Raw genomic sequence first — 13,277 nt, 5'->3', positions numbered from 1 at the left:
TTTGAAGGAGGTTGTCCACTATAATGTTGGGTGTTTGCCAATAGATGCTAGAGAATCTAACCATTGTAAACCATAGGGGGATACCATTCGTGTCAGGTCTTACTTCTTCAACCGCGAACCAGAATAGCAAGACGCATTATCTTATTCTTATCACTGTTATTGTATCGGCAGGACTCAGTCAAGGACTGTTACTTCCGGTTCTGTCTATTCTTTTGGAGCAGCAAGGGGTTTCATCCTCCCTCAACGGCCTGAACGCCGCTTCCTTATATATTGGTTCTTTCGCCATGACTCTGATTGCAGAGCGTTTACTGGGTGCAATTGGTTTTAAAAAACTGATTGCAGCCGGGATCAGCCTTGTATTGGTCTGTTTACTGCTATTTCCGGTACTGTCCGGGATCAAAGTCTGGTTTATCCTTCGACTGTTGGTAGGTGTTGGGGACGCGGCAATCAACTATGCTGCTCAGTTATGGGTACTGCTAATGACACCTCCGGAGCATCGTGGACGTAATCTTTCTTTGTATGGGATGTCTTACGGACTTGGATTCAGTCTTGGACCGGTCGGAATTAGTCTGCTGCGATTTGGTCAGTCGGTTCCGTTTATCGCCTTAGCTTTTTTATTTCTATTAGTACTCGTGCTTACTGCAACTAAACTGCCTAATTCCCGTCCGGATAAAGTAGAAGGCGGGGAGGGGCAAGCGAAACGCTTTGGGAGAAGCTACAGTCTAGCTTGGTATGCCTTAATTCCAGCACTCTTATACGGATATATGGAAGCAACCTTGAACAGTAACTTTCCTGTGTACGGACTGCGAATCGGTTATAGTGAAAATCAGATCGCAGCGCTGCTGCCTTTTGCGGGAATCGGAGGATTAATGCTGCAGCTTCCGCTTGGCTTGTGGAGTGATCGATTCGGTCGCAAAAAAATACTGATGTTGTGCGGTATTGTCGGCGGTCTCGCCTTTACACTGCTGCCTCTGGCTAAGGATAGATTTTCGTTAACGTTTCTGCTCCTTATGGTTGCTGGGGGATTTGTAGGCTCTTTCTTCTCATTGGGTCTGGCCTATGCAGCCGATATTTTACCGCGTAACCTGCTTCCGGCAGCTAATGTGGTGTCTTCCTTTCATTATAGCGCCGGAAGTATTGTGGGTCCTGGTATCGGTGGTTTTCTGCTGGAATATGGCTGGGGCGGCGGTGTTTTTGGACTCATGGGTGTCTTATACATTATGTTCGGCTTAATGGGGTTATTATTCTCGCCACGCCTAAAGATTTGAGGTAAGATAAGAACGAGTGCTCGCATGGAATTTGATCTCACTTTCCAATACACTATATAAGTAGAGATAAGGATAGGGGAGACTAAGTAATGATTAAAGTTGAACATCTAGCAAAAGCCGTAGGAGAAGATAAAAACCCAGTTTTGAAGGATATTAGCTTTCAACTGGAAGAAGGAGAGCTAGTTGCCTTAATAGGGGGGAGCGGCAGCGGTAAGACAACGTTGCTCCGTTGTTTGGCCCTTCGGGAGAAATGGGATAGCGGAACCTTTAAGGTGGGTGGCGTAAATATTCTGGGTAAAATCTTTGGAGGCAAGCGAAAGATACGCCGTGAATGGGCATATTTAGAGCAGAATGCCGAACTGAATCCTAACCGTACTGCGCTCAAAAATGTGTTGGTCGGCCAATCCGCACAGACGCCGATATGGCGTATGGTTACCGGTATGGTTCGCTCAGATGATTATATGGGTGCCATGGATGAGCTTGATGCACTTGGCCTGCTGGACAAGGCCAAGCTGAAAACAAGCCAGCTGAGCGGTGGTGAGCGGCAGCGTGTAGCCATTGCCCGTGCATTGACACATGGTGCAAAAGTGATTTTGGCGGATGAACCGGTGACGGGTCTTGACCCGAAATCGGCTGAAAAAGTCATGGATACTCTACGCAATCTATGTAGGGAAACGGGATTGACTATTGTGACCGTGCTGCCCTTGGAACTTGCTGAACGTTATGCTTCACGCCTTTGGGTGTTGGAAGACGGTAAAATCAAGCATGATGTTAAAGGCCGCCGTCTAACTTCTCAGGAACGGGTTAACCTTTGAATCTCGAACCATGGAAAAGAGTGATCAAATTGAAATTACGAGGTCTGCGGCATTTACTGACTGTACTACTCGCAATGTCTGTGCTATCAGGCTGCACTTCCTTTATAAGTGATCCTGTTTCCCGAATGACAATGCCGGAGCTTTCCGAGGATAAGGCAACACTTATGACCGCAATTAATACTCTGAAGCCGGCAGGCTCCTTATTGATACGACCTACTAATGATGATGACAGTTCCATTTTTACCGAGGACTTGAATAACGATGGAATACCGGAAACGATAGTCTTTTATCAGACCCCCGGGGAAGCGGTACAGATACATGGAATGATCCTTGAGAATCAGGGAAGTTCCTGGGTGAAGAAGCTCGTATTCGACGGTGAGGGAACGGTTCTGGAGTCAGTTGTGTTGAAGGATGTTACTAATGATGGCAAGCTGGATATTGTGGCGGGCTTCTCACGGGGAGATGAAGGACTTCAGAAGGGCCTTGTCGTCTACAGCTATTCGGGTTCTTCGCTTGGTGAGGTATTGCAATTGTCTTACACGAAGTATGTCATAGATGATCTGAATGGGGACGGCATTGAGGATATTACTGCAGTTTCACTGAAGCGTAATGAGATTGCTACGGTTACGACTTATCAATATGCTGACGGGTTTCAACAGCTTGATAAGCTGGATACACTAGATCCGTATATTAATAATTATTACAACATTGTCGCAGGAAAAGTAGCTGAAGATAAAGAAGGTATCGTTCTGGATGCTGCTGTCAATGCACATTCCGCTTCAAGCTATATTGTAGTGATGGAGAATAACAAGCTGCGCGTAGTTGTTGGCGGGAATGATCGAACCTTCAGGGATCGCCGGATTCTAAGTCAGGACATTGACGGTGACGGAATTATAGAGATCGGTATTCTGGAGGCACCCAAAGGCTGGGAATATTTCGATCCGAACGCAATTCCTTACTTTACTTCGTATTACAAGTGGGATGGAAAGACCGATATCATATTTGCAAAGCAGCAGTATCGCGATCCATCTGACCGCTTTTATATTGATTTCCCTCCGGAATGGTATGGAAAGGTTACATTAGATACGAAATCCATCCAGGATGAATACCTCAAATTCATGATGTCCGATTCAGGTGAGACGGTTGCGGAGGTGTCCTTCTTCTCGTTGAATGAATGGGAACGGGTGAAGGATAACGGCTGGGAACTATGGGGTAAAGACACCGACAAGGTTATCGGTTATCGCGGAAAGCTTGAGCAGACTATTACCGGGGAGAAAAAAGCAAAAAATGCTGCCCCCATGGAGAGGAAGGGAATAGATGAGTAAAGTATTAATCCTGGAGGATGAGGATTCCATCCGCAGTTTTATTGTGATTAATCTAAAGCGCAACGGGTTCGAGGTGCTGGAGGCTGCTGACGGAAATGAAGCCTTGCACAAGCTTACAACAGTGCCTGATATTGATATTGCACTATTGGATGTTATGGTTCCTGGAATCGATGGCTTCGAAGTGTGCAGACGCATTCGGGAGACGAACGAACGCCTAGGTATTATTTTTCTGACAGCCAAAGTACAGGAGCAGGATAAGGTATACGCCCTTTCTGTGGGAGCTGACGATCATATCAGTAAACCGTTCAGTCCTACAGAACTTATCGCACGTATCCAATCCCTGCTGCGCCGGGTGAATGTTCATCGAGAGCAATCGGCTAAGGTATCCTTTCAATCAGGACCGTACACTCTTGACCTTATTTCCAAGCAGTTTAAACGAAACGGGGAAGCCATAGAGCTTACACCTACTGAATTTTCATTGGTTCAATATTTTCTTGAGAAAGAAAATACTCCGTTGAGCCGAGACTTGCTTCTGGATCATGTATGGGGCAAAGAATATATGGGGGATCCGAAGATCGTTGATGTGAACATTCGCCGACTGCGTCAGAAAATAGAGAACAATCCTTCAGATCCGGAGTTTTTACAAACCGTATGGGGGCACGGTTATAAGTGGAAAGGCCAAGGACAATGATTAAGAAGGGGATGCGCAGACAAATCGTCCTGCACTACATTCTTGTAGTCTTCTTAGCGCTTCTCCTGGTGGAAGTTATTTTTTTGCTGGCTATCCGTACCTATTATTACGAAAGCATTTACTCTACAATCACTACCCATATCAGTACAGCAGAGGGATATTTCCAGAAATATCAGCTCTCTGGGGAGAACGTTCCCTTACAAGAGGTGCTTGATAGCTTTACACTTTACAATACTGAACTGCAAGTGCTGACACTGGATGGGGATATGATTACCAGTTCAACAGGCTTTCAGCCTGATCGGATAATTACTACGAGTGATGTGCCCGAAGCAGCAGGGGGCGGCATAGGTCGATGGGTGGGAAGACAGCCTGGAACCAACGAGAGTGTCATGGCGGTTTCTAAAGTTCTCCAAATTCACGGTAAGGACACCTTCGTGCTAAGATACTTAACCTCTGTGGCGGGAATTAACGCTGATTTATTAAATCTCTCCTTACTGTCGGTGGGAATTGGTGCAGCTGTTCTCGCGATCGTAGTTATTTTCAGCTTTGGCTTGGCAAATTCTATCGTAAAACCGCTTAATAACATTACTGCCGTATCTGCACAGATGGCTAAAGGCAGGTTCAATACAAGAATTAAGGGGAATTACAAATACGAGATTGGGGATTTGGCTTCGACGCTCAATTACATGGCCCAAGAAATTGTTCGCAGCAACCAAATCAAAGATGATTTCATCTCGTCCATATCACATGAGCTTCGAACGCCTCTTACCAGTATAAAAGGATGGAGTGAAACGTTAATCTCCGGAGGTTATGATCCCGAGGAAACGAAGCTTGGGATGGGTATTATCTCTAAAGAGAGCGACCGGCTAATTGGCTTGGTGGAAGAGATTCTTGATTTCGCCAAGCTGCAGCAAAATGAGATGAAGCTGTCTATGGGTACTGTTAACGTCAAGGAGTTACTGCAGGAGACAATTCTTAACGTTTGGGCGAAGGCCGAGAAGAAAAGGATCCAGCTGCGGTTGGAAAGTGAAGAGAGCATCATGGTAAAAGGTGATGCCAATCGGTTGAAGCAGGTTTTTCTTAATCTGGTCGACAATGCCGTGAAGTTCTCTCATGAGGATTCAATTATAGGTCTATCAGCAAAGCGATTATCAGAGACTGAAGCCATTATGAAGGTGCGCGATGCCGGAATAGGTATCAGTGAAGAGCATCTGTTGAGAGTACGGGATCGTTTTTTTCAGGTCGATGCGCTGAATGGAGGAACCGGATTGGGTTTGGCAATTTCGCAGCAGTTGGTTGAGCTCCATAACGGCCGCCTTGAATTGAACAGCGAACTCGGAAAAGGAACAGAGGTCACTGTTATTCTCCCATTGATGGATGTCCTACCAGTGCTAACTCAAACTGAAGATTAAATGATATCTACAACAAAAAGAGGAGGCAGTGCTATGGAGGGAAATACTGCTGCTGAACTTAATCATCTCTCTCAGTGCCCGATAACTATTGTTCGCGGTGAACCTAGCCGTGCGGGTGAAATTTTATTGCTGCTGCAGGATGCAGCGAGATGGATGGAAAGCAAAGGAATCAAACAATGGACACCCGGTCAGTTTAACGAAGCGGACATCGTCGGTTATTTCGAGGATAGAGAGGTCTACTTTGCCTTAGAGAAAGATGAGATTATCGGACTCTTTACTCTGCAGTTCACGGATCCCCAGTATTGGGGACCAAGGAATGATGATTCGTATGCCTATTTGCATCGGTTGACCGTTGCAAGATCCTATCGGGGATCCGGCCTGGGTAGTAGAATGCTTTATTTTGCCGCTGAACTGGCGATCGAAAGGGGCCTTAAAGGTCTGAGATTTGATACCGTGGCCCATAACGTGAAGCTTAACCGGTATTATCAAAGTCTGGGTTTTCATTTTATGGGTTCTAATGATATGGGTGGAGGGCGACTGGTAAACCTGTATGAGAAGTTTAAGGATACCGGTGATGCAGATGAGATCATACTTCGCTATTTCGGTGAGGCTGATTTTGAGTATTTAAAAAGCTGGGCGGATTCACCGGAGTTCTTGAAGCAGTGGGCCGGCCCGTCCTTAACATTCCCGATCGAGGACCAAGAGCTGTTAAAGTACATCACTAACGCTAACCACTCAGTAGATTCTAACCTCTTAATCTATAGCGCCGTACATAAAACTTCTGGTCAAGTTATAGGCCATATCAGTCTCGCCAATATTGACAGAGACAACCGTTCCGCTAGGGTGGGGAGGGTTGTCATCGATCCGGATTATCGGGGCCGGGGTATCGGTCTTAGAATGATGCAGGAGATGCTGCGTATTGCATTTCAAGCGTTGGAGTTGCACCGGGTATCACTCGGCGTGTTCGACTTCAATACTTCGGCACTGAAATCCTATGAAGCAGCAGGGTTTCGCCGTGAGGGCAGCCAGCGTGAAGCGGCAAGGTTCACCGATGGTTATGTGGATTGCATTGAAATGAGTATGCTGGATAGAGAATGGGAACAAAAATATAAATTCTAACTAACCAGAAGAAGTCAGGCTTTCTCCAAAAAAAAGCAAAAAGAATTGAAAACTAGCCAGTCTCCAATAACCCGGAGACTGGCTAGATTTTTAGCTTTTACATGCTTTGAAGTGCAAAAGGCTGTCTTATTCGTGAAAAATATCTGCTTTTGAGACAGCCCCTTATTTATTCAAGGCCTACTGTTATGAAGGAAGTCCTTCAGCACGCAGACGTTCGGCTTTCTCATAGATATCCTGTAATAGACGCGAAGGCTGCGTCCGAATAACAGGTTTGGCGGCAACAATCTCATGAGGTCCAACAACCACGATCTGATCTTCACTTCCCTTGATTACAGCACCGTCCTTAATCACTGCACCTTCACCGATAATGGCATTCTCGATCTGAACCCCGCGTCCAATGCGTACTCCCGGCATAACTACACTATGTTTGATTATGGACATTTTACCGATCTCTACGCCTCCGAATACAACAGAATGCTGTAGGCTGCCCTCCGAAATACAATGTTCGTTCACCAATGAACTAGCAGTTGGGTTCTGCGCTCTCGGTTTGTGAACAGTCAGCTTAGTTCTCCGGGCACGACTATACATCGGCCAGCGTGCGTTATCCAGCTGCCAGCCATTATCTGATTGCAATAAATCCATATGTGCTTCCCATAAGCTGCTAACGGTACCCACATCACGCCAGTAGCCCTTAAAACGGTAAGCAAATAGGGCATCTTTACCATTAAGCATGTAGGGAATAACATCCTTGCCGAAATCATGGCTTGACATTGGATTAGCGGCGTCTCTTAACAAATGTTCCTTCAAGTATTCCCAGCGGAACATGTATATTCCCATGGAAGCCAGGTTGCTCTTCGGCACTTTAGGTTTCTCGGCGAAGTCTGAAATCTTTAGATCATCGTCCACATTCATGACACCGAAGCGGCTGGCTTCTTCCCATGGCACTTCCAAGACGGAGATGGTGGCTTTAGCATTTTTATGAATATGGTAATCCAGCATTTGGCGATAATCCATATGATAGATGTGATCAGCAGACAATATAAGTACATGCTCTGGATTGCGGCTGTCAATAAATTGAATATTCTTATAAATAGCATCGGCAGTTCCAGAATAGGTTTCTTTACCTTCAATTCCGGCAGGAAGAAGGGTTACTCCTTTATTGGGATTTCCATTGTGGAGACCCCAAGGCTCACCTTCACCTATATGACTATGAAGTGAGTCTGCTTTGTATTGAGTTAGAACGCCTACAGTGTCAATCTTTGAATTGACACAATTGCTGAGAGGAAAATCAATAATTCTATATTGACCTCCGAATGGGACTGCAGGCTTTGCCATGTTGGAAGTTAAGGGAGCTAATCTCCGTCCTTCTCCCCCTGCCAAAAGCATGGCGATGCAATCTTGTTTACTCATTTGTTGTCCCTCCCATTTTTTGTTAATACTTGTGAAATAACCTTAATCCAGCCACTTGAAACGACATAAGTGAAATATATTGTTGTACACCAAGAAAAATTACATTAATTATTTTCTTAATGCAAAAAAAAATTTCTTTCACGTCAAATCATTTTCAAATGGGACTGTTTGGGGTAATGTAATAGGTGCATCCTATATATTAAGGTGGTGATGAATTGGCAGAGCGACCAAGTACAGGAACTATTCCGTCCCCTGATGATATTTACTTATTTCATGAGGGTACCCATTATCGTAGCTACAACCTTCTGGGAGCGCACATAGCCGTGGAAGAAAGCATTTCCGGTGTGCGCTTTACCGTGTGGGCTCCTCAGGCGACATATGTAGGACTAGCTGGTAATCATAATGGCTGGGACGGAAGTCATGAAGTGGATTCATTATATAAGATACCCGAATCAGGATTTTGGAGTCGTTTTTTTCCGGGCATGGATGTGGGAATTTTTTACAAGTATAGAATAATTGCAGCAGACGGTTCCAGTTTTTTAAAAGCAGATCCTTATGCATTCAAGTCAGAAGTTCGTCCGGCTACTGCGTCGGTTGTGGCAAATATAAATGGGTATCGCTGGGGTGACGGGGCATGGCGTCGCAAGAGCAAATCTCCGTATAACAAACCCCTCAACATTTACGAAATGCATTTTGGAACATGGCGTCAAAAAGAGGACGGAGAGTATTATACGTATAAGGAAATGAGTGAATTGCTAATTCCTTATTTACTTGAGATGAATTATACACATGTGGAATTCATGCCTCTTGCTGAGCATCCTTATGATTTATCATGGGGTTATCAGGGAACGGGCTATTACGCTGCGACCAGTCGTTTCGGTGAACCACAGGAACTTATGTATTTAATTGACTGCTGTCACCAGGCAGGAATCGGCGTTATTCTGGATTGGGTTCCGGCCCATTTTGCCAAGGATGCTCATGGGCTTCGGATGTTTGATGGATCTCCATTATACGAATATGCTGATCCGATGCTGGCCGAGAGACCGGGATGGGGAACACTGTCGTTTGATTTCAGTAAACCTGAGATTGCATCTTTCTTAATTTCCAATGCCCTATTCTGGTTCGATTTGTTCCACATTGACGGAATGCGGGTGGATGCAGTCACAAGTATGCTGAGACTAGACTTTGAGAAAAATGAACATCAGTACCGGCGTAACAATAACGGTGGGCTCGAGAATCTGGAAGCCATTAAATTTCTGCAGAACCTCAACAAGACCATCTTCGAAAACTATCCGCAGGCCTTGATGATGGCTGAAGAATCCAGTGCTTGGCCAGGAGTAACCTCTCCGGTATATGAGGGTGGGCTCGGGTTCAATTACAAATGGAACATGGGCTGGATGAACGACACCCTGGGGTACATAGAACATGATTTCGCGGCGAGACCCTACCATCACAACTTGCTAACTTTCCCTATTTGCTATGCCTATTCAGAGAATTACACCCTGCCCTTGTCGCATGATGAGGTAGTTCATGGCAAACTGTCTTTACTGAATAAGATGCCGGGGAATTACGAGCAGAAATTTGCGGGTCTTCGTCAACTGCTAGGATATCAAATCACACATCCCGGCAAAAAGCTGCTCTTTATGGGTGGTGAATTTGGTCAATTTATCGAATGGAAAGATCAGGAGGGGTTAGACTGGCTTCTCTTGGATTATGAGAGTCACCGCCAAATGCGGGCTTTTACGGCAAACCTGAATAAGCTGTATTTATCCGAAAAAGCTTTATGGGAACTGGATCATGACTTGGGTGGTTATCAATGGATTAACGCGGATGACAATGGACAAAGTGTAGTTTCTTTTATACGTAAAGGTAAAAAGCCTGTTGATACCTTGTTGATTATTATTAATTTCCAGCCCATAGAACATCCTCAATATCGTATTGGAGTTCCAACTGCGGGAACCTATGAAGAGATTTTCACTTCTGAAACCACCGCTTTTGGCGGTTCAGGAATTCACAATGCGCCCCGAAAGAGCGAAAAGTCGGAGTGGCACAATCAACTGAACAGTTTGGAGATTACTCTACCGCCGCTTAGCTTTGTGGTACTGAAAAAAATTGGGCGCAAGCGGAAAAACGAAGTTACGGAGCCGATTTAAATCAAATCTTTATAGACATGGGGGAATTTAAATGAAGGTTTTATTCGCCGCAGCTGAAGCACATCCGTTTATCAAAACGGGCGGGTTAGCGGACGTAATTGGAGCGTTGCCGAAAGCCCTGAAAAGCGCGGGAGTAGATGTAAGAGTAATTTTACCGAAATTCCGGGGAATTCCTGAAAAATTCAAATCGCAAATGGAGCCTGTAGCCGTTGTGGATGTACTGGTAGGCTGGCGCAACCAATATTGTGGAATTGAGCGTATCATCTTAGACGGGATTCCCGTTTATTTTATCGATAATGAGTATTATTTTGGCGCCCGCGATGGAATTTACGGATACATGGATGACGGTGAGAGGTTTGCTTTCTACAACCGCGCTGTTCTGGAATGTCTGCCTGCTATTGATTTCCAACCTGATGTACTGCATTGCCATGACTGGCATGCTGCGGTTATCCCTATGCTGTTACAAGGTCATTACCGTCATAACCCTTTCTACACGAACATGCGAACCGTATTCACCATCCATAATTTGCTATACCAAGGTGTGTTTCCTTATGAAGTGCTGGACGGGCTGCTTGGCTTGGATAGCAGTTATTTTGGCGGGGTTGAATATTACGGTAATGTGAATTATATGAAAGGCGGTATCGTCTACAGCGATCACGTCACTACGGTTAGTCCAACCTATGCTGAAGAAATACGCACCCCTTATTATGGTTATGGACTCGAGGGTTTGCTTAGTTCTCGGTCTGAGCATTTGAGCGGGATTGTGAATGGGATCGATACCAAGAGCTATAATCCGGCGAATGATTCTCAAATTTTCAGCAAATATCGTTCCAATCTGGCGAAGAAAACAGAAAACAAAATTGGTTTACAGAAGGAATTAGGACTTCCTATTGCCCCGCATATCCCCATGATAGCTATGGTTACTCGACTAGTGGATTCCAAAGGCCTTGATCTGATCACCCGTATCCTGGACGAACTGTTGTATTACGACGACATACAGTTTGTGTTGCTTGGAACCGGAGATGAGATTTATGAGCGTTGGTTCCGTGAAGCGGCTTGGCGTTATCCGACAAAGCTTTCTTCCCAAATTTTGTTCAATGATGCCTTGTCACGCAAAATGTATGCTGCCAGCGATCTGTTCTTAATGCCTTCCAAGTTTGAGCCTTGCGGGATTAGCCAACTGTTAGCCCTGCGTTATGGCAGCATACCTGTTGTACGAGAAACAGGAGGTTTGAATGATACCGTACAGGCCTATGACGAGCTGACAGGCGAGGGAAATGGTTTTACCTTTACCGACTATAATGCGCATGACATGATGTTTACACTACGCCGTGCGGTTTCGTACTACCATAAGCCGGAACATTGGAAGCAAGTGACCAAGAACGCTTTCTCCGGTGATTACAGCTGGAACGTATCTGCACAGCAGTATATTGATATTTACAAAAAGATTACGAGTTAATTCTGCTGTGAACGGACGCTTCGCAAACGGAACGTTGCGTAAGTAGCTTGTTGTCTCCAGATGTATTGAATTACACTTTTAGCAGTGCACATCCGGAGACAGCTTATACTTTCGAAGCTAGTTTTCCTTAGGAAAACTTTCGGGCGACCGCTAACGCTTTTCCACAATCGTTCCGTCCTTCCGCTGAGTTCAGCGGAATCCATTCCAAAATCATCTCCCAAAAAAGCATAGAAACCTCTCTTTTGTAGAATGGAAGTACGGGTAACCATTCAAAAGGAGAGGTTTCTTTGTGTATTTCTATATCTGGTTTTCCGGAAAATATCTCATTCGCGTCGTGAATACCATTGCAATAAACAGGAAAGGCGCCTAATCTTATATCAACTGAGGATAACCGGAGATTCCGGCATTTCTGGTTTTTGCTATTATTAAACAAAGTGGAGGGGATGAACGTGCATAAGAAAAAGTATTATATTCTAATGCCACCAATGATAATAATTGGGCTATTTTTATTTTTCTTTCTTCCAGCAAATCAGAGACCCTATGTGTTTTTAGTTCCTGTTGTATTTTGGTTGATGTATTACACTTGGATATTTATTGAAAGAACACAAAAGAAAAAATTATAATTGTATGGTCAACTTAAAAAACAATTGGAAAATATAATATGATTTGGTATATTTAGATTACTGTGTTTGTGTTCTGAAGATATCGGAGGGGATTAGCGATGAGACTAGCGGAAGCGCTTGTAATGCGAGCGGACTGCCAACGGAAGGTAGCGCAGATCAAGCAGCGTCTTGGGAGAGTCATAAAGGTACAAGAGGGAGAGAAGCCTTCGGAATCGCCAACTGAGCTGCTAGATGAATTAAGGTGGACGCTGGATGATTTGGCTGTCTGGGTGAAGAAGATTAATAAGACGAACTCTTTAAGCGAGTTCGATACGGGCATAAGCTTGGCAGAAGCATTGGCGGAACGTGATCGCATCATGAAGTATCGCAATATCCTGAATGAATTGCTTAACGAGGCTTCCATCAAGCAAGAACGATATAGCCGGCAAGAAGTGAAATTTTATACGACTATTGAGATCGCAGATCTTCAAAAAGAAGTCGATGAGTTGTCTAGGAAATACCGCGAGTTGGACTTCAAGATCCAGGAGAAAAATTGGAGCACGGATTTACTAGATAACTAAACAAGTTGGTAACCGAGATCATACAGGCGAGCACAACCCACCAACGGGTAGTTGGACCTATGATGTAGATGCAGGGCCATATCTACAAAACACAACTAATTAGCCCAATAATGTAACAAGAGTGCGAGATAGCATGTAACTAGGCTGTATATTGTTTAATGTAACTACCACGTGCTGATGTATGGTTAGGTGAGGGCGGGTTCGGGGACTTGTTCAATTTGTAGTCAGTGAGACAGTTGGCATATTGCTGTACTGTCTATTTTTGTATGGATGACGAAGGAGAGGGACACGATAGTTGGACGAACAAGGGGCAGTTTGCTGCGATAGCTACTTCTATTTTCATTGAACTAACGGGCAGCATTCCTATTATGAAGAAATATTGGGTTTGAGAAACAAAAAGACTCCTTGGTAAGATGTAAGAGGATCTCAGTTGCTGGCCAGC

Annotated in this window: 10 protein-coding genes; 9 read left to right on the top strand and 1 reads right to left on the bottom strand. The window is 44.8% G+C overall.

Features of this window, described 5'->3' with window-relative positions; translation table 11 throughout:
* Positions 1-89 precede the first annotated feature (89 nt).
* The 6 genes from J2T20_RS15190 to J2T20_RS15165 all read left to right on the top strand — a co-directional run bounded on the left by J2T20_RS15190 (position 90) and on the right by J2T20_RS15165 (position 6,630).
* Entirely contained in the window at positions 90-1,268 is a 1,179-nt protein-coding gene (locus J2T20_RS15190) for an MFS transporter (RefSeq protein WP_307589712.1), read from the top strand.
* Positions 1,269-1,357: 89 nt separating this feature from the next.
* A complete protein-coding gene (locus tag J2T20_RS15185; RefSeq protein WP_307589710.1) occupies positions 1,358-2,083 on the top strand; it encodes a phosphonate ABC transporter ATP-binding protein in 726 nt (241 codons plus the stop codon).
* A gap of 20 nt (positions 2,084-2,103) precedes the next feature.
* Positions 2,104-3,408, top strand: coding sequence for a hypothetical protein (locus J2T20_RS15180; protein WP_373457810.1), 1,305 nt, complete (start codon positions 2,104-2,106; stop codon positions 3,406-3,408).
* Positions 3,401-4,099, top strand: coding sequence for a response regulator transcription factor (locus J2T20_RS15175; RefSeq protein WP_307589706.1), 699 nt, complete (start codon positions 3,401-3,403; stop codon positions 4,097-4,099). Before J2T20_RS15180 ends, J2T20_RS15175 begins: the two co-directional genes overlap by 8 nt.
* Positions 4,096-5,511 carry a sensor histidine kinase gene (locus tag J2T20_RS15170; RefSeq protein WP_307589704.1) on the top strand — a complete coding sequence of 472 codons (1,416 nt, stop codon included), beginning with the start codon at positions 4,096-4,098 and terminating at the stop codon, positions 5,509-5,511. The genes J2T20_RS15175 and J2T20_RS15170 overlap by 4 nt, the downstream gene beginning before the upstream one ends.
* 33 nt (positions 5,512-5,544) lie before the next feature.
* Complete coding sequence (locus J2T20_RS15165) at positions 5,545-6,630, top strand: GNAT family N-acetyltransferase (RefSeq protein ID WP_307589702.1); 1,086 nt, start codon at positions 5,545-5,547, stop codon at positions 6,628-6,630.
* A gap of 183 nt (positions 6,631-6,813) precedes the next feature.
* Here J2T20_RS15165 and J2T20_RS15160 read toward each other — a convergent pair whose 3' ends face one another.
* Positions 6,814-8,040, bottom strand: coding sequence for a glucose-1-phosphate adenylyltransferase (locus J2T20_RS15160; RefSeq protein ID WP_307589700.1), 1,227 nt, complete (start codon positions 8,038-8,040; stop codon positions 6,814-6,816).
* A 215-nt stretch (positions 8,041-8,255) separates the two neighbouring features.
* Between J2T20_RS15160 and glgB the strand changes: the two genes are divergently transcribed.
* The 3 genes from glgB to J2T20_RS15145 all read left to right on the top strand — a co-directional run bounded on the left by glgB (position 8,256) and on the right by J2T20_RS15145 (position 12,835).
* On the top strand, positions 8,256-10,193 hold the full coding sequence (gene glgB, locus J2T20_RS15155; protein WP_307589698.1) for a 1,4-alpha-glucan branching protein GlgB: 1,938 nt from the start codon (positions 8,256-8,258) through the stop codon (positions 10,191-10,193).
* Positions 10,194-10,224: 31 nt separating this feature from the next.
* Positions 10,225-11,652: a glycogen synthase GlgA gene (gene glgA / locus J2T20_RS15150; RefSeq protein WP_307589697.1), complete on the top strand. Its 1,428-nt coding sequence runs from the start codon at positions 10,225-10,227 to the stop codon at positions 11,650-11,652.
* Between the two features lie 721 nt (positions 11,653-12,373).
* Entirely contained in the window at positions 12,374-12,835 is a 462-nt protein-coding gene (locus J2T20_RS15145) for a DIP1984 family protein (RefSeq protein WP_307589695.1), read from the top strand.
* The last annotated feature ends 442 nt before the right edge of the window (positions 12,836-13,277 follow it).

Origin of the sequence: Paenibacillus wynnii (genome assembly GCF_030812855.1) — a bacterium.
GTDB classification, from domain to species: domain Bacteria; phylum Bacillota; class Bacilli; order Paenibacillales; family Paenibacillaceae; genus Paenibacillus_AQ; species Paenibacillus_AQ wynnii_A.
The sequence above is the reverse complement of the archived record's forward strand: the minus strand, read 5'-3'. Positions and strand labels throughout refer to the sequence as shown.